The sequence below is a fragment of the Cupriavidus sp. 01T418 genome (assembly GCF_056398885.1).
This window is the reverse complement of record NZ_JBFTQG010000029.1, coordinates 15,390-35,689: the sequence shown is the minus strand read 5'-3', so window position 1 is coordinate 35,689 and position 20,300 is coordinate 15,390. Positions and strand designations below refer to the sequence as shown.

Sequence of the window (20,300 nt, the reverse complement as noted above, 5' to 3'; positions counted from 1 at the left end):
ATCAGGCTCCCTTGGTCTGCAACTGGTGGTAACGAAACTGGCTGCGCGCTTCGTCCAGGCGCATTCCGCCACGTACGGCTGCGCGGATGGCGCTCTCCGCCTGCTCGATCTGCTCGGCGGTGTCCAGCACAGCGGCCTCGTGCTCGCGAGGGATGACTACCACGCCGTCAGCATCGCCGCGCAGGATATCGCCCGGCTGCACGCGCGCGTCGCCGATATTGACAACCACGTTGGTCGCCTCCACCTGCACGCGGTCCTTGCCGGTGCGCATCCAGTGGTCCTTGCTGAAGACGGGGTAGCCGAGCTGGCGGCAAAGGGCCACATCGCGGCACACGCCATCGATAACGGTGCCGGCAATGCCGCGGCGGTGCGCGATCTCCGTGAGGATGTCGCCCCAGACCGTGGCGTTGTCGCGGCCACCGTTGTCGAGCACGAGGATGCTGCCCGGCGGCACGTCGTCGATATAGTCACCCACAGTACCCGGAGGATTGGATGCCGGACCGTACAGCAGCGTGTAGGCACGGCCTGCCATGGCGAAAGCCTCGCCGCGCGCCTTGATGCGGTAGCACTGGCCGGCGATGCCGTGCTTGTCCAGCGCGTCGCTCAGCGTGGCCGTGTCCAGCTTGCCGGCGCGCGCGACATTGATGTCCTGTTGTTCGCTCATCTCTTTCAACCTTTCAGCATGTGTTCGTAGTTGCCGCCCATGACTTCCCCGATGAGCGTGCCGGCCAGGATGGCTTTCGCCATCACAGCCTCCTTGCGCACGATGGCTTCGGCCGTCTCCAGCACGCGCTCGATGTCGCGCGCGGCAACGAAGATCACGGCACTGCGGTCCGCCACCACGTAGTCGCCGCCTGCCACCGTCACGTTGCCGATCTGCACCGCGACATTGGTGCCCTGCTCCACCACGCGGCTGCGCGCGGTAAAGGCGGTCAGCGCGCGGCTGAAGACGGGAAAGTCGAAATCGATCGCCTCGTCGATATCGCGCACCGGCCCGTCCGCCACGATGCCGGCAACGCCGCGCACTTTGGCCCCCAGCGACAGCAGCCCGCCCCAGCTGCCGGCCTCCACGCCGGTGCGCTGCTCGACGACGATGATGTTTTCCGGGCCTGCCTGCTCGATGGCCGTGCAGCCGAGGTGGCGGGCCGGTCCGGGCGGCGGCGCGCCAGTTCCCAGCTTGACGGTGATGGCCCGTCCGGCAATGCGTCCGGCGCCGGAGCGCTGCGGCAGGCCGGTCACGGTGCCCGGCAGCTGTAGCTTGTCGAGCGCGTCTGACACCGCGCAGCAGTCGAGCCGGCGCAGGCGTTGTACGTAGGATTCGGATTCACTCATGGTCGTTGGCATGGTCTGGTTTGGCAGTTCAGTCCAGGGTGCGCCAGGCCGCAAAGCACAGCCCGGTGCCGGTCAGTGCAGGTGTGCGGTAGCCCGGCACATAGGAAACCCATTCGAGGTCGAGGTCACGCACTGCCTCCACAGCGATCAGCCAGTTGCGGATTTCCGAGCTGCCCGCCTGGAGCTGGCGCGGGTCCAGCGACGCCAGGAACGTGGTGTCCTTCCTGCGGATGGCGTCGATGATGGCGGTATCCAGCTCGGCATCCACCACGAAGTGGCTCAGGCCGCCAGAGGCCAGCACACCCACGCGCAGATCTTCGGGATAGGCCGCGATCAGCTGCCGCAGCGCGGCGCCCAGCTGGATGCAGCGGCGTGGCGTGGGCTGGTTGGGTGGATCGAAGGTGTTGACGATGACCGGCACCACCTGCAGGTCCAGCCCCTGCAGGTAGCGCCTGTGGATGAACGAGAATGCATGGCCCTCGAACTGGCCGCGCTCCAGCCCGTCCATGGCGGTGATGTCGAAATCGCGGTCGCACAGCGCGCGGATCAGCCAGCGGCCCATGGCGGCGTTGACCGGGTAGTCGCGGTCGGCATCGGGCTCCTGGCGGGCCATGCGAGCCTTCTTGTACCAGCCGTCGGACGGACTCAAGTCGCGCTTTGCATTGCGGATGGTCTCGCCGTAGTAAATGGCGAAGGCGGGGTTGTTGGTGGTGCGGAACAGCTCGGTCTGGTCATCGCCCACCACCAGCAGCACATCAAGCCGGGCGGCACGGATGCGCTCGCGCAGCTCGTCCATGGCCGCTTCGGCCTGGTCGTAGCGCTCGCCCATGCGCTCGGGGGTCACCATTGGCTCGGCATCGGGCGGAGCTACGGCCAGCAGCGCCTCGTAGGTGGTCGGGTTGCCGGCCCGGTCGAAATAGTGCGGATTCTTCGGGTCGACCTGGCGGAAGCCGTGTTGCCAGTCTTCACGCTGGCAAACCAGCATGATGCTGTGGGAAGAGCCGAAAGCGGCGACTAGTCTTGCCATGGGTATGTCCTTGTCAAACGACGTATGCGGCGCGCAGCTCGGCGACTTGGGCTGCGCTGTAGCCCAACTCGCGCAGGATGTCGTTGGTGTCGGCACCCTGCTCCGGGGCGGGCCGCGGCATCTGCTCGCGGGGATAGCGAGATAACCGCATGGGCTGGCCCACCAGCGCCACCTCACCCAGTTCGGCGTGCTGCATCGGCCAGGCCACGCCAAGGTGCTGCACTTGCGGGTCGGCGAACACCTGGTCGATACGGTGGATCGGGCCGCACGGCACGCCGGCCTTGAGCAGCCGCTCGGTCCACTCCGCGGTGGTGCGCGCGCTCAGCGCGGCTTTGATGGCCGCGTTGACTGTGTCGCGGTTCTGCACGCGCTCCGGATCGGAACGCATGCCGGGTTCGTCGATCAGGTGCGGCATCTCCAGTGCGTCGCACAGCCGCGTCCACATGTTCTGCCCGATCGCTGCGATGTTGAGGTAGCCGTCCTTGGTGGCGAACACGCCGGTCGGCACGGTCAGGGGATGCTCGTTGCCGCTTTGCACCGGGACCTTCTTGTCGATCAGCCATTGCGCCGCCTGGAAGTCGAGCATGGCAATCTGCGCTTCCAGCAACGAGGTCTGCACCCACTGGCCCTCACCGGATGCTTCGCGCTCCAGCAGTGCCGTGAGGATGCCCAGTGCGCAGAAGTGCCCCGCGCACAGATCGGCAAGCGGTATGCCAACCCGCATCGGTCCCTCCCCTGGCTTGCCGGTCACGCTCATCAGGCCACCCATGCCCTGGGCAATCGAGTCGAAGCCCGGCCAGCGTGCATAGGGACCATCCTGCCCAAAGCCGGAGATGCTGGCATAGACCAGGCGCGGGTTGATCACGCGCAGCGCCTCGGGGCCGATTCCCAGGCGGTCCTTGACGTCGGGACGGAAATTCTCGATGAACACATCGGCGCGCCGGACCAGCTCGTGCAGGATCGTGAGCCCCTCGGGCGACTTCATATTGAGGGTCAGGCTTTCCTTGTTGCGGTGCAAGTTCTCGTAGTCTGCACGGTTGTGATCGCGCCCGCCGATCATGTCGTCGCCACCTGGCGCGCCGGGTGGGATCTCAAGCTTGATCACGCGCGCGCCCATGTCCGCGAACAGCCGCACAGCGGTCGGGCCGGCACGCACACGCGAGGCGTCGATAATGGTGAACCGGGACAACGCACCCTTGCGCTCGGACTTGTCCTGCATGGATATCTCCTTCATGGACGCTTCTCTCAGGCAGCGGTGAACATGGGAACGGCGTGTCCGCCTTCGCTTGGCTTGAACACCACCTTGACGCGCTGGCCGATGGTGACAAGCGCAGGATCGCAATCGACCAGGTTGCTCATCAGCGTGACGCCTTCATCCAGGGTCACGAAGGCCAGCGTGTAGGCTGCTTCGCCGCGGCCCATGGTGCTGAACGAATACACCGTGCCGGTGCCGGCCGCGCCGGTCCATTCGGTCCGGTCGCTCAGGCAGTGGGGGCAGATGTCCCGCGGGTAGAAATGCGTCTCGCCACAGTCGGCGCAGGTCTTGACCAGCAGACGGCCTTCGTCGGCAGCGTTCCAGAAGGGCAGGCTCTCGGGCAGCGCCCGCGGCGCCGGAATCCTGCGCGGACCGGATGGCGCAGTTGGCGCCGTAGCGGACTTGGCAGCCGGCGTGGCCTGGGATGTGTTCATCATCTTCAAACCCTTTCCAGAATGAGCGTCGCAGCGGTATGGCGCGAGGCGAGCGCACCGCCAATACCACTGGCAATCGCCAGGTCGCAGTGCTTCACCTGCACGGCGGGATGCGCCTCGCCGCGCAATTGCCGCACCGCTTCGATGACTTTGGTGACGCCGCCCCGGTTGGCCGGGTGGTTGTTGCACAGTCCGCCACCATCCGTATTGAAGGGAAGCCGCCCCACGCCGGAAATCAGACCGCCATCCGCGACGAACTTGCCGCCCTCGCCCTTCTTGCAAAATCCCAGGTCTTCAAGCTGCATCAGCACCGTGATGGTGAAACTGTCATAAAGGGAGGCGTACTTGATGTCGGCGGGCGTGACGCCGGCTTCGGCAAACGCAGCGGGGCCCGACCAGGCGGCGGCCGACCATGTCAGGTCGATCTTGCCGCCCATCCCATGCTTGGGCGCCTCGCCGGTGCCGCGCACCTTGACCAGCGGGCGCTTGAGCTGCTTCGCGATCTCAGGCCGCGCCACGATCAAGGCGCCGCCGCCATCGCTCATCACACAGCAATCGAGCCGGTGCAGCGGGTCCGAGATCATCGGCGAGTTCACAACGTCTTCCACCGTCACCACGTTGCGCAGCATGGCGTGCGGGTTGTGCTGGGCATGATGGGACGCCGCCACCTTGATCCACGCCAATTGCTCGCTGGTGGTACCGAACTCGTACATATGGCGCTTGGCGACCATGCCGTAGAGGTTCTGCGTGGCCGGGCCGAAGGGCAGCTCGAAGGCAAGCTCCGGCGCGTCGGCATCGGGCGCTTTCAACGACAGCGCGGCACCGGCGGCACGTGGCCTGCCTGCCAGCGTGATCAGCGCCACGTTGCAGCGGCCGGCCGCGATGGCTTGCGCCGCGTGCGCAACATGCAGGATGGGCGCCGAGCCACCGCACTCAGTGGAATCGACGTGCCGCACATTGAGCCCCAGGTACTCGACCATGGTCGTGGTGCCAAGGCCTGGCGCATCGCCAGCGCAGAAATAACCATCGATGTCGCTCTTGCTCAGGCCGGCGTCTTCCAGCGCGCCCTTGGCTACGTCCGCGTGCAGCCGTACAACCGACAGGTCATCGGCCTTGCGGGTGGGATGCTCGTATGCCCCCACGATATATGCGCTTCCGTTCAGACTCATGGCGTTCTTCTAATTTCGGTGAGATAGCAGCCGCGGGATGCGTTCACTGCTCGGGGGTGAAGCCGCTGGCCTTGATCACGGGCCCCCAGTAGGCCAGTTCCTTGCGCTGGAGCCGGTCGAGCTCGGCGGCCGGGTGGAAATCCGCGTTCAAGGAGGTTTTGCGCAGCATGCTGCGAACCTCCGGCATGGCCAGCACCTGTTTAAGCGCGTCCTGCATGCGCTCAATCTCGGCCTTGGGCGTTTTGCCCGGCGCCCACACGCCGGCCCAGGCGTCGCCCGACGCAACGTTGACGCCCTGCTCCATGACGGTCGGCACATCCGGCATCACGGGTGAGCGCTTGTCGCCGAACACGCCGATCACCCTGACCTGGCCGCTGCTCTGGTGCTGTGCGATGTCGCCCGCGGTCATCACCGCAGCCGGCAACTGGCCACCCAGCAGGTCCGTGGCCAAGGGGCCGTTACCGCGATACGGCACGACGTTGAGTTGCACCCCGGCCGCCTTGCCGAACTGCAATCCGGTGAAGTGGGTCTGGCCACCGAGCCCCGCCGTGCCGAACACGCCCTCCTTCGGATGGCTCTTGACCCACTCCACGTACTCCTTGACATTGGTGGCGCCGGTTCGGGTGCTGACGGCCAGCGCCAACGGATAGGACACCACGACTGCCACCGGCGCCAGGTCTTTGAGCAGGTCGTACCGGAGCACCGATGGTGGATAGAGCAGGCTCGGGAAGATGCTGGTTGCGTTGGGCGCGACCATATACGTGAGCCCGTCCGGCGCACTGTTCTTCAGCACCTCGGTGGCCATCCGGCCACCGGCGCCGGGCCTGTTCTCGACGATCACCGTCTGGCTCAGCACACTGTGCAGTTTGTCGGCGAGCACGCGTGCCACGGTGTCCGTCGAGCCGCCGGGCGCAAAGCCCACCAGCAGGCGAATGGGAAGCTTGCTCTGGGCCTGGGCACCAAACGCCAGTCCCAGGGCGGCCACGCAGAACGTAGTCTTGATGGATCGGATGAAAGCCATGTCTTGTCTCCTGTCTGTCGTTTTTTCGGGGAATGCTCGGCTCTACGGCCGTTGCGCAAACCTTTGCAGATGATGCGACGTGTCGCCGAAGAGCTGGTTGATGACCAGCAGCCGCTTGGCGTAATGGCCAGCGCGGCATTCGTCGGTCATGCCCATCGCACCGTGCAGCTGGATCGCCCATTGGCCCACCTGACGCCCGGCCTGGCCGATCACGACCTTGGCGGCAGACACCAGCCGGCGGCGCTGCGCGGGGTCGTCGGCATCCACGGCCATGGCGGCGGCACAGGCCATCGACTTGCTCTGTTCGAGCGCGATCAGCATGTCGGCCACGCGGTGCTGGAGCACCTGGAACTTGGCCAGCGTCGAGCCGAACTGCTTGCGCGTCTTCAGGTGCTCGGCAGTGAGATCGATCAGCGCTTCCAGCGCGCCGGCCGCTTCGGCGCACAACACGGCGCTGGCGCGGTCGATGGCGGCTTCGATCAGCGGCGACGCGCGCCCAGCCTCGCCAAGAAGGGCATCGCTGCCGACCTGCACGCCATCCAGCACGATATGAGCGGCATGGCGGCCATCCAGCGTGGCGAAACCATGCACCGCTACGCCGGGCGTCTTCGCGTCGACCAGGAACAGCGTCAGTCCGTCATCATCGGCAACGTCTCCCGCAGTACGCGCAAGCACGATGAATGCATCGGCGTCGCCGCCTTCGAGCACCAGCGTCTTGCGGCCCTCGATGCGCCAGCCATCGGCGCTCGCCTGGGCCCGGGTGCGCACCCGGGACAAGCTATAGCGCGAGTCGGCCTCACTGGCGGCAAGCGCCAGCTTGTACCTGCCGGATGCCACCTCCGGCAGCCATCGGCCGCGCTGCCGCGCCGTCCCCGCCTGGTCCAGCAACTGCCCGGCCAGCACCACGCTCGACAACCAGGCACCGCCGCCGAGGCACCGCCCCAGTTCCTGCGCCACCAGCATCAGTTCAACCGTGCCCTGGCCGCTGCCGCCGAATTCGCTGTCGAAAGGCAGGCCCAGCAGGCCCAGCTCGGCCATGCTGGCCCAGCGCTGGGCGCCAAGCTCCGGTGCTTCCGGATTGCCGCGCAGGTGCGCGGGGTATTCGCCATCGCAAAAACGGCGCACCGCGTCTTGCAAGGCAATATGATCATCGGTATATGAGAAATCCATGGTCCGGTTCTGGTTCAGGCCGCGAGAAAGGCCTTGCTGATGAGGTTGCGCTGCACTTCATTGACGCCGCCGTAGATGGACAGCTTGCGCGAATCGAGATAATTCGCCGCCAGTGCCGCCAGCGAGGGCGGACTGGCTGCATCGGCCGCCGTGCTCTGCTCGTAGCCGGCCATACCCAGCAGCGCCGCTTCGTCAAAGGGCACCGCGTGCGGCCCCGCCACTTCAACCAGCAGCTCATGGATCGCCTGGCGCAGTTCGGTGCCGCGCACCTTCAGCATCGATGCCTCCACACTTGGCACCCGGCTGCGCTGGTTGGCCCCGAGCAGGCGCAGCGCGGTGTACTCCAGCGCCATCAACTCGATCTCGAACTGCGCGAGACGGGACTGCAGGAGCGGGTCGTCGCCCAGGCCCTGCTCATCGGCGAGTGCTCGAGCGCGCGCAAGCTGCTGCTTGCACGACCCGATGCCGGCGATACCGGTGCGCTCGTGGCCGAGCAGGTATTTGCCGTAGGACCAGCCTTTGTTGACTTCGCCCACCAGGTTCCCGACCGGCACCCGCACATTGTCGAGATAGCACTCATTGAGGTCGGTGCCGCCTTCCAGCATACGGATCGGCCGTACTTCCACGCCGGGCGAAGCCATGTCGATCAGCACGAATGAAATGCCCTCTTGCGGCTTGGCTGCGTTCGGGTCGGTCCGCACCAGCGCGAACATCATCGAGCACCAGTGCGCGTATGAGGTCCAGACCTTGTGACCGTTGACGATAAAATGCCTGCCGTCGGGCTCCAGCACCGCCGTGGTACGCACCGCCGCCAGGTCCGAACCCGCACCAGGCTCCGAAAAGCCCTGGGCCCACCAGGTGTTGCTGTGGCGGATGTCCGGCAGGTATTTCGCCTTCTGTTCCGGCGTACCGAATGCGATCAGCACAGGTCCCAGCATCTGGATGCCGCTGGCGATGATGCGCGGCGCACCGCCGAGCAGCGTCTCCTCGTCGAAGATATAGCGCCGCAAGTGACTCCAGCCGGGGCCGCCGTGTTCGACAGGCCAGCCAGGCGTGATCCAGCCGCGCGCCTCGAGGATGCGGAACCAGGTCACATAGTCGGCGTGCTCAAGCCGCAGACCGAGTTCCACCTTGCGCTTGATATCGGCCGGGAGCCGGGCCTTGACGAAGGCGCGCACCTCCTGGCGAAAGGCTTCGTCGGCGGCGGAAAATTCTAGTTGCATGGGGATTCCTCAAGCGGCTGGGTTGCAGACCACCAGCGCATCGAGCGCCAGCACGCGGTCGCGATAGGCAACCAGCGGATTAATGTCGATCTCTGTAATCTGCGGACTGGCCCGCATCTGCTCGCCGACCAACGCCACTACGCGCGCCACCGCCGCCACGTCTATCGCTGCCGCGCCGCGGATTCCCGTTAGCATGGACGCGGCTTTCAGACGCCCGAGCTCCTCTACGATGTCGGCCTCGGCCATATCGGCGGGGATCAGCCGCACATCCTTCAAGGCTTCGATCCACACGCCGCCCAGTCCGACCAGTACCACGGGCCCCCAGTCGGCGTCGCGCTTGGCGCCCACCACGAGTTCCAGTCCGCGCGCGCCCATCGCTTCGACCAGCACGCCGTCGAGCTGCAGGTCGGGCCTGTGCGATGACACGTTCGCGTGCAATGCCTGCCAGCCTGCCCGCAATGCCGCCTCGTCAGCCAGGCCGACGATCACGCCGCCGACATCGCTCTTGTGCGGCAGCGCGCTGGCTTGCGCCTTGATGACCACCGGGTAGCCAATCCGCGCGGCGATGCGTACTGCCTCGTCGGCGCTGCCAGCCAGCGCCCCCTCGGGCACCGCGATACCCGCAGCCGCCAGCCACGCCTTGCCCTGGTATTCCGCGAACACACCGGACGGCGGCACGGGAGCCGGGAGCGGCAACGCGCGCGCCGCACCCTGGCTGGCACGCGCGGCACGCTGCATGGCCTCGCCGTAAGCAGCCACGCGCGCCAAGGCGCGCAACGCCCGGTCAGGCGAGCGGAAGAAGGGCACGTCGCTGGCGCGGATCGCATCCACGAAGAACGGCTCGATCGGTCCGTTGTCGCCGGTGATCACCAGCACCGCCGGCTTGGCCGCCTGCGCGATGGCCGGCAGGATATGCTCGGCTTTATCGCGCTGCGCCACCTCCGGCCCGGCCGGGATGCTCAGCACAATGCTGCCGATGTGCTCGTCGGCCAACATGGCGAGCAGGATCTCGCCGATCAACCCAGGCTGGCGCACGCCGATCGTGGTGTAGTCCAGCGGGTTCTCGGCTACCGCATAGCCGGGCAGCATCTCGGTGAGGCGCTGCGTCGTGGCGGCAGTCAGGGCAGGCAGTTCGAGGCCAATCCCGTCGCAAAAATCCAGCGCAATATTCTTCATGGCGCCGGACCCGGTCATAAAAGCCGGCCCGCCACTGGGCGGGACCGGGAAACGCAGCAAGATTGCCGCTGCGTCAAAGAGCTCATCCAGGGAATCCACCAATACCACCGCCTCGCGCGACAGTGCGGCCGAAGCGGTGGCATGATCACCGGCAAGCGCGCCGGTGTGCGACTGGGCCGCCTCGCGCGCCCTTGCGCTCCTGCCCGGCATCAGCATCACGATGGGCTTGCCGGCATCGCGTGCCTGGCGCGCCAGTTGCAAAAAGAGTTGCGGCCGGCGCACCTGCTCTGCATAGACCGCAATGACTCGCGTCTGTGGATCGGCGATGTAATGCGCGAGCACGTCCTCGATGCCGACCGAGACCTCGTTGCCGGTCGACACGGTTGCCGTCAGCGGCAGGCCGCGGCCAATCACGGCATCGCGCAGGTTGGCAGCCATGGCGCCACTTTGAGCAACCACGCCGATGCCCGGGCGCCCGTTGCACGGATAGGGCTGCACCGGCTCGAAGGTGACGGGTACGCCGGCCTCGAAGTTTGTGAAACCCATACAGTTGGGTCCTAGCAGCAGCATCCCGGCATCACGCGCCACAGCCCCAAGCTCATCCTGCCTGGCCCGGCCTTCCTCGCCCGCTTCGGCATACCCGGAAGCAAACAGCACTGCGGCATGCGTGTGGCGGCCAGCCAGTCCACGCACGGCCTCAAGCACACCGGACTCCGGAATCGCCAGCACCGCCAGATCGATCCCCTCAGGCAGCTCCCCCACCGTCTTCACGCAAGCGCGGCCGTTGATCTCGCTGCTGCTGCGGCTGACCAGGTGGATGGCGCCCGTATAGCCGAAGCGCTCCAGATTGGCTAACACGAAACCGCCGAAGGAACGTGGGTCTGCGGACGCGCCGACGATGGCGATCGATCGCGGCTTGAGGATACGGTCTACCGGCATGGCGACGGGACCGGAAAGATCGCGGACTGATGCTGGACTGCGCATGGCAATAAGGCCTTTTGAGATGGAGTTCCGGACGTGACCAGGAAGGTCCCAACCGAGGTGTTTGATCATTGTGGCATACCAACGCACCACTTTCAATACACCAGATACAACAATTGAAATCCATAACTCAGTGATTTCCCTGAGTGAAGCTGGCTCGTAGCGGTGCCCGACCCGGCAGTCACTGCTTGAATTCGATCGATCTTGGCACAGATCCCGCAGCATCGTGAAGTCCTTTATTTATAAGGCATTCCCGTAAAATCCAGGGTGCCTGCAGACGCCTTCGGAAGTACCGGCGGCTTCTCGTTCCAGTGTTGTTTGCTACCGGCAACTCAGCATCAATCGGCCGTTTTCCCGAGACCCGGGAAATATTCCATTTGCATACCACAACGCTGTTGTTGTATATTTTTTGCACCACCGGTGTAAGTGCCGGCCGTGGCCCTCAATGCAGACCGTTTGATGACTTCAACCTCCATTCACACTCGTCCTCTCCCCAGTGAGGGAATGGCCTTGTCCGCGGCAGCCGATCCAGGGCCGCGCGCAGGCCTCGCCAAGGACATTCGCGCCACCCTGGAGGAGGAAATCGAAAAGGGCACCCTTCCGCCTGGATGCGCGCTGGATGAGCGAGCGCTGGCGGTCCGCTTCGACGTGTCGCGCACGCCTGTCCGCGAAGCCTTGCAGCAGCTTGCGGCACGCGAACTGGTCAACATCGCGCCGCGCCAGTGCGCAACCGTGGCGCGGCTTTCCATCAGCAAGGTGCGGGCAATGCTCGAATACGTGGGGGAACTTGAGTCGCTGTGCGCCAGGCTCGCCGCCCGGCGCGCCGACGAAAGCCTGCACGCCGCGCTCGACGCGGGCATTCACCACTGCCGGCAAGCCGCGGAGACAGGCGGCCAGCAGACCTATGCGGCCGCCAATGCCCTGTTCCACGAGGCAATTTACGCAGGCTGCCGCAATACGTATCTGGCCGAGCATATCCGCCAGGCACGCAGGCGCCTGCAGCGCTACCGCACGCAGGACTTCCTGAACAAGAGCCAGATCGCCAGGTCCCTGCGCGACCACCAGGAGATCACGCGCGCCATCCAGGCCGGCGACGAACTGCAGGCAGGCGCGGCGATGCTGTTGCATGTGCCCGCTGGCACCACCGGTTTCGCCGAGTTCCTGGCCACTGTGCCGATGAACTTCTTCGCAGGCGAAACCAGTACCGACAGTCCCTGACAGAGGCATTCCATGACACGTACGCTCCGCTCGCTCGATGTCCCCGGCCTGGCGCACAACGCGCCGATCCCGGCCGGCGCTCGCGTGGGCAACATCATCTGCTCCTCGGCGATTGCCGGGAAGGATCCCGACACCGGCAGACTCCCGGCAGATGCCGCCGCGCAGGCGGAACTGGCTTTCTCGAACCTGCAGCAGCTGCTTGAAGCCGGGGGCGCGACCCTCGCGGACCTGGTCAAGCTCACCGTCTACGTGAAGGACAACAGCGTGCGCGAGGCGGTCAACGGTGAATGGCTGCACTATTTCCCGGACCCCCTCGACCGTCCCGCGCGGCACATCGTCGTACACGACCTCCAGCACGGCATGTTGCTACAACTTGAATGCATGGCCGTTGTGGCCAGCGAAACCAAAGGCTGAACCTCATGATCATCGATTCCCACGCGCATATCGTCATGCCCCCCGAAAGCTTCCGTTACATGGCGGAGCTGGTGGGCGGCCGGGCCAACCCGTCAACCACGCCGAGGGTTCCTGATGCTTCCGTGCGCAAGGTGGCCGAAGAACTGGTTCAGAGCATGGACAAGGTCGGCACCGATGTGCAGTTCATTTCGCCGCGTCCCTACCTGCAGATGCACTCGGTCAAGCCCGGCCGCGTGACCGAGTTGTGGTCGCGCCATTGCAACGACCTGATCGCCCGCTTCGTGGCGCTGTTCCCGGACCGTTTCCGCGGTGTTGCGGGATTGCCCCAATACATGAACGAATCGCCGGCGCTGCGCGCAGTGCCCGAGCTGGAACGCTGCGTCAAGGAACTCGGCTTTGTCGGTTGCCTGATCAACCCCGACCCGACCGAAGGCGAAGGCCCCACGCCCCCCGGCCTGGGCGATCCGTTCTGGTATCCGCTCTACGATGCCATGACCCAACTCGACGTACCGGGCCTGATCCACTCGGCCGGCAGCTGCAGCGCGCGCGAGTCCTATACCCTGAAATTCATCAACGAAGAGAGCATTGCCATCGTCTCGCTGCTGGGCTCCAAGGTCTTCGACACATACCCGGGCCTGAAGATCGTCGTGGCACATGGCGGCGGCGCGATTCCCTACCAGATGGGACGTTTTCGCGCATGGTCGGTCCGCAAGGGCGATACGGTGAGCTTCGACGAACAGCTCAAGCGCCTGTACTTCGACACCTGCAATTACTCCAAGGAAGCCATTGAGCTGCTGCTCAAGGTGGCCGGCACCGACAACGTGCTGTTCGGCACGGAAAAGCCCGGCACCGGCAGCGCGCGCGACCCGGTCTCCGGACGCGACTACGACGACATGAAGCCGGTGATCGAGAGCATCGACTGGCTCAGCGAACAACAGCGCCGGAACATCTTTGAGTGCAATTGCACCCGCGTCTACTCGCGCGCTTTCCGCAAAGACGAGGAGTGCTGAACATGGCCATGACCCGCGAAGACAACGAACTGCTCACCCGCGTGGAGAACGGCGCGCCAATGGGCGAGATGATCCGCCAGCACTACTGGATCCCGGCCGTGCCCTCCGCCAAGCTGGTGGCGGACGGCGCGCCGGTGCGCGTGCGGCTGCTGGGCACCAACTACGTGGCGTTTCGCGCCACCGACGGCCATGTTGGCCTGCTCGACGAGCAATGCCCGCACCGCAAGGCTTCCTTGCTGATGGGCCGCAACGAAGACAACGGCCTGCGTTGCATCTTCCATGGCTGGAAGCTCGATGCCGGCGGCGAGGTCATCGAAGCGCCGAACCACATGGGCGATCAAGCGCAATTCTGCAAACACGTGCGTGTCAACCGCTATTGCGTGGAGGAGCGCGGCGGCATTGTCTGGGTGTGGCTGGGCAAGGGCGAGCAGCCACCCAGGTTTCCCGACCTGCCGTTCACCCGCCTGCCGGAAGACCAGCGTTCGGTCACCAGCCAGGAAGTGCCGACCAACTGGGTGCAGGGCGTGGAAGCCTCGATGGACTCGTCGCACGTCGGCGTGCTGCACGAATCCACCACACAGATTACCGCCGGCGCGGGTAACGAACGCCTGCACATGACCCAGGCGCTGGCGCCGCGGCTGGAGTTCGAGGACATGCCTTACGGCTACCGCTACGCAGCCGTTCGTGCCCTGCCTGACGACAAGGTCTATGCCCGCGTCAACAACTTTGTCATGCCTTGGTACGGCATCGTCTGTGCCCCCGATGCCAAGGGCCCGGGCACGGTGTTCTTTTCGACGCCGGTGGACGACGTCACGCACCGCGCGTGGTTCGTGCATTTCAACCCGCACCGGCCACTGGGCATGACCGTGATGTCGGCCACGCCCGATGTATGGGGCTTCCCGCCGCTCCCGCCAGGAGGGCCCGAGAACAACTGGGGCCAGAACCGCGACCTGATGAAGCGCGGCCATGCCACCGGCTTCCCGCAGCACCTGGGCACTGAGGACTTCGCCATGTTTATTGGCCAGGGTCCGATCGTGGACCGCACCACCGAACAGCTTTGCTCGGCAGACGGCGCGGTGCTGCGGGTGCGGCAGGCTCTCCTCAAGTCCGTGCGCGAGTTCACGGCGGGCAAGACGCCGACGCTGGCCGATAACCCGGATCTCGACTACGCCAAGGCGACCTCCGTGGGTGGCGTGCTGCCGGCAGGCAGCGACTGGCGCACGCTCACGCAAACGCCCTGAGCCGTCCGCCCCGCCACAAGAAAAAACGGAGACAAGCATGACAAGCTACCGCCGACGCCGGCTCCTGCTGGCGGCGTGCGCGGGCCTCGCCGCGCCTGCCGCGGCGTATGCCGGCATGCAGGGCAAGCCCGTGATCCGCATCCTGCTTGGGCTGCCCCCCGGCGGCGGCACCGACGCGATCGCCCGTTACTTCGCCGACTGGTTGCCGCAAATCCTGGAGCAGCCGGTCATCATCGAAAGCCATGTCGGCGTTGGCGGCCGTCTCGCCGCGGACGTGCTGATGGGGGCGAAGCCGGACGGCCTCACCTACATGATCGCCCCCAATGCCACGCCGACCTTCCAGACACTGGTCTTCGGGCCGCAGCTCAAGTGGAACCTCTGGCGCGACTTTGCTCCGGTGGCCGGCCTGGTCTCCTACCCGTTGGGGATGGCGGTACGGATGGATACGGGCGTCACCAATGTGCACGAATACGTGGATTGGGTCAGAAAGCACCCCGGTGACGCCGTCTTTGGCACGCCGGGACTGGGCGGCATGAACCACTTCCTCGGGATGCAGTTTGCCAAGGCGGCTGGCATCGCGCTGTCGGTGGCGCCCTACAAGGGCACGCCGCCGCTGATCAACGACCTGGTAGGCGGCCACGTACCCGCCGCCGTGACGCTGCTGGACGACATGCTCAAGTACCACCGCGCCGGCAAGGTGCGGATGATCGGCATTTTCAGCGCCAAGCGCTCGCCTCTGGCTCTGGATATCCCGACCATGGCCGAGCAAGGCATCAACGTGACTTCCGGCGACGGCTGGACCGCCATGTGGGCGCCCGCCGGAACCCCAGGGACCGAGCTGGAACGGATGCAGCAGGCGTTGCGCAAGATTCTGTCCATGCCGCAAACCACTGAGTTCCTGACGAAGCGCCTGGCGGTAGTGCCGGACTTTCTCGACGCCCAGGACATGGCCCGCCGGCAGCGCGCGGAGCTGGCGACCTGGGAACCCATCATCAAGGCCTCCGGCTTCAAGCCGGAATAGCCGATTTATCTGCAGGAATACGCCAATGCTTAGCGAGGAAAAGAATCGTCAGCTGACCCAAGTGGGGCCAGACACGCCAATGGGCGAAGTGTTGAGGCGACACTGGCACCCGATCGCCGGCATCGACGAACTGGACCGCAACCCCATCAAACCGGTGCGCCTGATGGGTGAGGACCTGGTGCTCTACAAGGACCTGAGCGGCACCTACGGCCTGGTTGACCGGCATTGCGCGCACCGCCGCGCCGATCTGGCCTACGGCTACGTCGAGCAATGCGGACTGCGCTGTCACTACCACGGCTGGCAATACGACCAGCAGGGCCGCTGCGTAGATCAGCCCTTCGAGCAAATGGTCGACCCGCATTGCAGGCTGAAAGCGCGCGTGCGCCTCAAGGCCTACCAGGTCCAGGCCAAGGCGGGCATGCTATGGGCATATATGGGTCCACAGCCGGCGCCCCTGCTGCCGGATTGGGAGCCGTTCAGCTGGCGCAACGGCTTCATCCAGGTGGTCTTTGCCGAGGTGCCCTGCAACTGGCTGCAAGCACAGGAGAACTCAATCGATCCCGTGCACTTCGAATGGATGCACGCCAACTGGGGGCGGCGGCTGCGCGGCGATTCCGCAGGCTACGCGCCACGGCACCAGCGGCTCGATTTCGAGGAATTCGAGCACGGCTTTCTCTACAAACGCATCAGCGAAGACACGGACGAGCACCATCCGCTTTGGACCATCGGCCGCGTCTGCCTGTGGCCCAACGGTTTCTTTCTTGGCGACCACTTCGAATGGCGTGTTCCCGTCGACGACGAGAACATGCTGAGCGTGACCTGGTCCTTCATCCGCGTGCCACGCGAGGCCGAGCCCTACGAGCAAGCCGTGATCCCTTCGTGGACCAGTCCGATCCGCGACGCGCGCACCGGCCGATGGATCTCAAGCCATGTCATTAACCAGGACATCATCGCCTGGGTCGGCCAGGGCCGTGTCACCGACCGCAGCCAGGAGAACCTCGGGGCCAGCGACCGCGGCATCGCCATGATCCGCCGCCGCCTGCTCGACGATATCGACGCCGTGGCGCAGGGCCGGGATCCCAAGGGGCTGATCCGCGATCCGCAGGCCAACCATCGCGTGATGCTGCCCTGCGACTCGCGCGCCTTCTTCCTGGAGGGCCTGGCGCTGGAGCAGTACGCCAGCCATCCGAAGTGGAACAAGCTGTTGTTCCACTTCATTTTTCACGCCGGCCAGCCAGACGAGGTCAAGCGCGCCTACGAGGCAGCCACGGGCGTGAAGCTCAAGGACATTGACGTGGTCGAGATCTAGCGAGGGCCATCCGCCATGAATCCATGCAGGCCCACCCCCGGGAGACACCCATGAGCATTACCGAGACACTGCAAGTCAGGGTCAAATCCATTACCTGGGAAGCGGAAGGCATCCTCAGCTACGAACTCTGGCCGGTAGCCCCGCACATGGTGCTCCCGCCGTTCGAAGCCGGGGCGCACATCGACTTGCATCTGCCCAACGGCTTGATCCGCAACTATTCCCTGTTCAACTCGTCGCAAGAACGGCATCGCTACCTGATCGGCGTCAACAAGGACCCGCAGAGCCGCGGCGGCTCGCGCTATCTGCACGAAGTGCTGCGCCCGGGCAACACCCTGACCGTCAGTGCGCCGCGCAATAACTTCCCGCTCGATGAAGCGGCCTCGTCGAGCGTCTTCATTGCCGGCGGCATCGGCATCACGCCGGTACTCGGCATGATCCGCCGCCTGCAGACGCTGGGCCGGCCGTGGCAACTCTTCTACGCGGCACGCACACGCAAGAATGCCGCCTTCGTCGAGACCCTGCAGGCACTGCGGGACGATGCCGGGGCCACGCTCCAGCTCAGCTTCGACCGCGAGCCCGGCGGCGGCATGCTCGACATCCCCGCCATCACCGCCGCGCTGCCGGCCGGCGCCCATGTCTACTGCTGCGGCCCGCTGCCCATGCTGGACGCCTTCGAGCAAGCCACCGCCGGCCTGCCGCCCGAGCGAGTGCACAGGGAATACTTCGCTGCGCGCGAGAGCGCCGCCACCTCAGGCGGCTTCACCGTCGAACTGGCGCGCAGCGGCCGCAGCATCGAGGTAGCCAGCGGACAGACCATTCTCGACTGTCTGCTCAATGCCGGCATCGAGCCGCCCTACTCGTGCCAGGAAGGCATCTGCGGCACCTGCGAGGTACGCGTGCTCGAAGGGTTGCCGGACCACCGCGACCTGGTGCTCAGCGATGCGGAAAAGGCGTCGAATCAACGCATGATGATCTGCTGTTCTGGCGCAAAGAGCAGCAAGCTGCTGCTGGATCTCTAGTCCTGCAGCACTCACCAAGCCCCCATATCCCTACTCAATGGAATTGCAAATATGAGCGCCGAACTCGTTACCTACGAACTCGAAGGCCCGGTCGCACTGATTGGCCTGAACCGTCCCGACAAGCGCAACGCCATCAATGAGGACGTGGTTTGCGCCCTGCGCGACGCCGTGGTACGCGCCGGCGAGGAAGCCGACGTTGGCGTGCTGTTTGGACATGGCAGCAACTTCTGCGCAGGCCTGGACTTGAAGGAAGCGCTAGCGCGTGCGGCCGGCGAAGCCCCGCGGCCGCGCAAACGCCGGCGCCATTCATGGCACGAGGTGTTCGACATCATTGCCCGCGGCCCCATCCCGTTCGTTGCCGCGCTGCATGGCGCGGTGGTCGGCGGCGGCCTCGAACTGGCCACGGCGGCGCACATCCGCGTGGCGGACGAATCGGCGTTCTTTGGGCTGCCCGAAGGGCAGCGCGGCATCTTCGTCGGCGGGGGCGGCACGGTGCGCGTGCAGCGGGTGGTCGGCTACACAGTCATGGCCGACATGATGCTGACCGGCCGCCTGCTAACGGCGGCCGAAGGCGAGCGCGAGCATATCGTGCGCTACGTTGTGCCGGCGGGCGAGGCGCTGGATAAGGCGCGTGAGCTGGCAGCGAAGATCGCGCAGAACACGCCCGACACCAACTGGCGCATCACCAACGTATTGCCGCGCATCAACGACCTGTCGCACGACGACGGCCTGTTCATGGAGTACCTGAACTCCAACATGGCGCGCTCCCCGGAAACCGCCGAGCGCCTGCGCGAGTTTGTCGAAGGGCGGGCCAAGCCGCTCGTCGCCCCCGGAACCCAACTGGACTGAATATGACCATGACCGCTACGTCTCCTGGCGATGACACCCGCGCACAGCCCGACACACAAGCGGAGCGCGATGCCGCTGCAGCCCATATCCGCTTCGCCGAGGCCGAGGCGGCGAAGATTCCCGACATCCCTGCCAGCATGCCGCTGCGCCCGATCGACAGCGTGGCCGTGATCGGGGCCGGAACCATGGGCGGCGGCATTGCCATGGCGCTCGCCAATATCGGCGTACCGGTGACCCTGATCGACAGCGGCCAGGACGCCCTGGATGGCGGCCTGCGCCGGGTGCGCGACAACTACGCCGGCAGCGTGTCGCGCGGTCGGCTGGAACGGTCTGAAATGGACCGGCGCATTGCCCTGATCAGCGGCTCGATCGACATGGCACCAGCAAGGCACGCGGACCTCGTGATCGAAGCCGTCTTCGAGGACCTTGCGCTCAAACAGCAGATATTCCGTCGGCTCGACACCATCGCCAAACCGGGGGCGATCCTCGCGACCAACACCTCCGGGCTGGACGTCGATGCTATCGCCGCGGTCACGCAACGGCCTCGGGATGTCGTAGGCGCCCATTTCTTCAGCCCGGCGCATGTCATGCGCCTGCTGGAAGTCGTGCGCGCGCAGCGAACCGCTCCGGACGCCGTCGCCACGCTGATGGATCTCGGCCGGCGCATGGGCAAGATCTCCGTGCTCGCGCGCATCTATCCCGGGTTTATCGGCAATGCGCTGTTTCGTAACTACACGCGCGAAGCCCACTTCCTGCTCGAGGACGGTGCGTTGCCCCACCAGATCGACCAGGCCCTGACGCGCTTCGGCTATGCCATGGGCATCTTCGCCGTGCACGACATGGCCGGCAACGATGTTGGCTACCAGACCCGCAAGGCGCAGATGGCGACACGGCCCGACGATCGGCGCTGGAACGACCTGATCATGAAGCTGACGGAGATGGGACGGCTCGGGCAGAAGAGTGGCGCCGGCTGGTACCGGTACGAGCCGGGCAGCCGCACGCCGCTGCGCGATCCGGTAGTCGAAGACTTCATCGTTCGGGAGTCGGCCAGGCTGGGTATCGCGCGCCAGCCGATTTCCGAGGAGGAGATCATCAAACGCTGCCTCTACGGCATGATCAACGAAGGCGCGAAACTCCTCGAGCAAGGCATCGCACTGCGCCCGAGCGATATCGACATCGTATACGTCACAGGCTACGGATTCCCGGCGCGCCATGGCGGGCCGATGTACTACGCCGACCGCATCGGGCTGGCCAAGGTCCATGCGGACATCAAGCGCTTCCACGAGCAGCATGGCTACTGGTGGCAACCGGCTCCCCTGCTCGAGCGCCTGGCGCGAGAGAACGGGCGTTTTGCCGATCTACAAATACGCACCTGAAAACAAGGCGGCATGGCCGGCGCCATAGGCGCGCGGCGGTGAATTCGTATTCATA

At 65.6% G+C, this 20,300-nt stretch carries 19 protein-coding genes; 9 read left to right on the top strand and 10 right to left on the bottom strand.

Features of this window, described 5'->3' with window-relative positions:
• Position 1: 1 nt before the first annotated feature.
• Genes AC1DQ3_RS24060 through AC1DQ3_RS24015 form a run of 10 tightly spaced genes read right to left on the bottom strand, consistent with a single transcriptional unit; the run spans position 2 to position 10,746 of the window.
• Positions 2 to 664: an RraA family protein gene (locus AC1DQ3_RS24060; protein ID WP_477122670.1), complete on the bottom strand. Its 663-nt coding sequence runs from the start codon at positions 662 to 664 to the stop codon at positions 2 to 4.
• 5 nt (positions 665 to 669) lie between these two features.
• Positions 670 to 1,332, bottom strand: a complete 663-nt coding sequence (locus AC1DQ3_RS24055; RefSeq protein ID WP_477122669.1) for an RraA family protein — start codon at positions 1,330 to 1,332, stop codon at positions 670 to 672.
• A 28-nt stretch (positions 1,333 to 1,360) separates the two neighbouring features.
• Entirely contained in the window at positions 1,361 to 2,359 is a 999-nt protein-coding gene (locus tag AC1DQ3_RS24050) for a DODA-type extradiol aromatic ring-opening family dioxygenase (RefSeq protein ID WP_477122668.1), read from the bottom strand.
• Positions 2,360 to 2,372: 13 nt separating this feature from the next.
• The gene (locus tag AC1DQ3_RS24045; RefSeq protein ID WP_477122667.1) at positions 2,373 to 3,578 is read right to left on the bottom strand and encodes a CaiB/BaiF CoA transferase family protein; all 1,206 of its coding nucleotides are present in this window, start codon (positions 3,576 to 3,578) and stop codon (positions 2,373 to 2,375) included.
• Positions 3,579 to 3,604: 26 nt separating this feature from the next.
• Complete coding sequence (locus tag AC1DQ3_RS24040) at positions 3,605 to 4,051, bottom strand: Zn-ribbon domain-containing OB-fold protein (protein ID WP_477122666.1); 447 nt, start codon at positions 4,049 to 4,051, stop codon at positions 3,605 to 3,607.
• Between the two features lie 2 nt (positions 4,052 to 4,053).
• Positions 4,054 to 5,217, bottom strand: coding sequence for a thiolase domain-containing protein (locus AC1DQ3_RS24035; RefSeq protein ID WP_477122665.1), 1,164 nt, complete (start codon positions 5,215 to 5,217; stop codon positions 4,054 to 4,056).
• A gap of 43 nt (positions 5,218 to 5,260) precedes the next feature.
• Positions 5,261 to 6,238, bottom strand: a complete 978-nt coding sequence (locus AC1DQ3_RS24030; protein ID WP_477122664.1) for a Bug family tripartite tricarboxylate transporter substrate binding protein — start codon at positions 6,236 to 6,238, stop codon at positions 5,261 to 5,263.
• 42 nt (positions 6,239 to 6,280) lie between these two features.
• On the bottom strand, positions 6,281 to 7,408 hold the full coding sequence (locus AC1DQ3_RS24025; RefSeq protein WP_477122663.1) for an acyl-CoA dehydrogenase family protein: 1,128 nt from the start codon (positions 7,406 to 7,408) through the stop codon (positions 6,281 to 6,283).
• A gap of 14 nt (positions 7,409 to 7,422) precedes the next feature.
• The gene (locus tag AC1DQ3_RS24020; protein WP_477122662.1) at positions 7,423 to 8,631 is read right to left on the bottom strand and encodes an acyl-CoA dehydrogenase family protein; all 1,209 of its coding nucleotides are present in this window, start codon (positions 8,629 to 8,631) and stop codon (positions 7,423 to 7,425) included.
• A 9-nt stretch (positions 8,632 to 8,640) separates the two neighbouring features.
• On the bottom strand, positions 8,641 to 10,746 hold the full coding sequence (locus tag AC1DQ3_RS24015; RefSeq protein WP_477122661.1) for an acetate--CoA ligase family protein: 2,106 nt from the start codon (positions 10,744 to 10,746) through the stop codon (positions 8,641 to 8,643).
• Positions 10,747 to 11,298: 552 nt separating this feature from the next.
• Here AC1DQ3_RS24015 and AC1DQ3_RS24010 point away from each other — a divergent pair.
• The 9 genes from AC1DQ3_RS24010 to AC1DQ3_RS23970 are packed head-to-tail and all read left to right on the top strand — an operon-like array spanning position 11,299 to position 20,245.
• Positions 11,299 to 12,006: a GntR family transcriptional regulator gene (locus AC1DQ3_RS24010; RefSeq protein WP_477122660.1), complete on the top strand. Its 708-nt coding sequence runs from the start codon at positions 11,299 to 11,301 to the stop codon at positions 12,004 to 12,006.
• A gap of 12 nt (positions 12,007 to 12,018) precedes the next feature.
• A complete protein-coding gene (locus AC1DQ3_RS24005) occupies positions 12,019 to 12,420 on the top strand; it encodes a RidA family protein (protein WP_477122659.1) in 402 nt (133 codons plus the stop codon).
• Between the two features lie 5 nt (positions 12,421 to 12,425).
• Entirely contained in the window at positions 12,426 to 13,430 is a 1,005-nt protein-coding gene (locus AC1DQ3_RS24000) for an amidohydrolase family protein (protein WP_477122658.1), read from the top strand.
• A gap of 2 nt (positions 13,431 to 13,432) precedes the next feature.
• The gene (locus AC1DQ3_RS23995) at positions 13,433 to 14,671 is read left to right on the top strand and encodes a Rieske 2Fe-2S domain-containing protein (protein ID WP_477122657.1); all 1,239 of its coding nucleotides are present in this window, start codon (positions 13,433 to 13,435) and stop codon (positions 14,669 to 14,671) included.
• A gap of 37 nt (positions 14,672 to 14,708) precedes the next feature.
• A complete protein-coding gene (locus AC1DQ3_RS23990) occupies positions 14,709 to 15,692 on the top strand; it encodes a tripartite tricarboxylate transporter substrate-binding protein (RefSeq protein WP_477122656.1) in 984 nt (327 codons plus the stop codon).
• Between the two features lie 25 nt (positions 15,693 to 15,717).
• Positions 15,718 to 17,001, top strand: a complete 1,284-nt coding sequence (locus AC1DQ3_RS23985; protein ID WP_477122655.1) for a Rieske 2Fe-2S domain-containing protein — start codon at positions 15,718 to 15,720, stop codon at positions 16,999 to 17,001.
• Positions 17,002 to 17,051: 50 nt separating this feature from the next.
• Positions 17,052 to 18,020 carry a PDR/VanB family oxidoreductase gene (locus AC1DQ3_RS23980; RefSeq protein WP_477122654.1) on the top strand — a complete coding sequence of 323 codons (969 nt, stop codon included), beginning with the start codon at positions 17,052 to 17,054 and terminating at the stop codon, positions 18,018 to 18,020.
• Positions 18,021 to 18,071: 51 nt separating this feature from the next.
• Complete coding sequence (locus tag AC1DQ3_RS23975) at positions 18,072 to 18,869, top strand: crotonase/enoyl-CoA hydratase family protein (protein WP_477122653.1); 798 nt, start codon at positions 18,072 to 18,074, stop codon at positions 18,867 to 18,869.
• An 8-nt stretch (positions 18,870 to 18,877) separates the two neighbouring features.
• Positions 18,878 to 20,245 (top strand): 3-hydroxyacyl-CoA dehydrogenase, encoded by a 1,368-nt coding sequence (locus tag AC1DQ3_RS23970; RefSeq protein WP_477122652.1) that lies wholly within the window; start codon positions 18,878 to 18,880, stop codon positions 20,243 to 20,245.
• Positions 20,246 to 20,300 lie beyond the last annotated feature (55 nt).

What these genes read in the sequence shown, in the direction of transcription:
- AC1DQ3_RS23985 (WP_477122655.1), top strand. Translation starts at nt 15,718, where the DNA reads ATGCTTAGCGAGGAAAAGAATCGTCAGCTGACCCAAGTGGGGCCAGAC.
- AC1DQ3_RS24040 (WP_477122666.1), bottom strand. Translation starts at nt 4,051, where the DNA reads ATGATGAACACATCCCAGGCCACGCCGGCTGCCAAGTCCGCTACGGCG.
- AC1DQ3_RS24000 (WP_477122658.1), top strand. Translation starts at nt 12,426, where the DNA reads ATGATCATCGATTCCCACGCGCATATCGTCATGCCCCCCGAAAGCTTC.
- AC1DQ3_RS24015 (WP_477122661.1), bottom strand. Translation starts at nt 10,746, where the DNA reads ATGCCGGTAGACCGTATCCTCAAGCCGCGATCGATCGCCATCGTCGGC.
- AC1DQ3_RS24050 (WP_477122668.1), bottom strand. Translation starts at nt 2,359, where the DNA reads ATGGCAAGACTAGTCGCCGCTTTCGGCTCTTCCCACAGCATCATGCTG.
- AC1DQ3_RS23990 (WP_477122656.1), top strand. Translation starts at nt 14,709, where the DNA reads ATGACAAGCTACCGCCGACGCCGGCTCCTGCTGGCGGCGTGCGCGGGC.
- AC1DQ3_RS24035 (WP_477122665.1), bottom strand. Translation starts at nt 5,217, where the DNA reads ATGAGTCTGAACGGAAGCGCATATATCGTGGGGGCATACGAGCATCCC.
- AC1DQ3_RS24055 (WP_477122669.1), bottom strand. Translation starts at nt 1,332, where the DNA reads ATGAGTGAATCCGAATCCTACGTACAACGCCTGCGCCGGCTCGACTGC.
- AC1DQ3_RS23970 (WP_477122652.1), top strand. Translation starts at nt 18,878, where the DNA reads ATGACCGCTACGTCTCCTGGCGATGACACCCGCGCACAGCCCGACACA.
- AC1DQ3_RS24060 (WP_477122670.1), bottom strand. Translation starts at nt 664, where the DNA reads ATGAGCGAACAACAGGACATCAATGTCGCGCGCGCCGGCAAGCTGGAC.
- AC1DQ3_RS24020 (WP_477122662.1), bottom strand. Translation starts at nt 8,631, where the DNA reads ATGCAACTAGAATTTTCCGCCGCCGACGAAGCCTTTCGCCAGGAGGTG.
- AC1DQ3_RS23980 (WP_477122654.1), top strand. Translation starts at nt 17,052, where the DNA reads ATGAGCATTACCGAGACACTGCAAGTCAGGGTCAAATCCATTACCTGG.
- AC1DQ3_RS23995 (WP_477122657.1), top strand. Translation starts at nt 13,433, where the DNA reads ATGGCCATGACCCGCGAAGACAACGAACTGCTCACCCGCGTGGAGAAC.
- AC1DQ3_RS23975 (WP_477122653.1), top strand. Translation starts at nt 18,072, where the DNA reads ATGAGCGCCGAACTCGTTACCTACGAACTCGAAGGCCCGGTCGCACTG.
- AC1DQ3_RS24025 (WP_477122663.1), bottom strand. Translation starts at nt 7,408, where the DNA reads ATGGATTTCTCATATACCGATGATCATATTGCCTTGCAAGACGCGGTG.
- AC1DQ3_RS24030 (WP_477122664.1), bottom strand. Translation starts at nt 6,238, where the DNA reads ATGGCTTTCATCCGATCCATCAAGACTACGTTCTGCGTGGCCGCCCTG.
- AC1DQ3_RS24005 (WP_477122659.1), top strand. Translation starts at nt 12,019, where the DNA reads ATGACACGTACGCTCCGCTCGCTCGATGTCCCCGGCCTGGCGCACAAC.
- AC1DQ3_RS24045 (WP_477122667.1), bottom strand. Translation starts at nt 3,578, where the DNA reads ATGCAGGACAAGTCCGAGCGCAAGGGTGCGTTGTCCCGGTTCACCATT.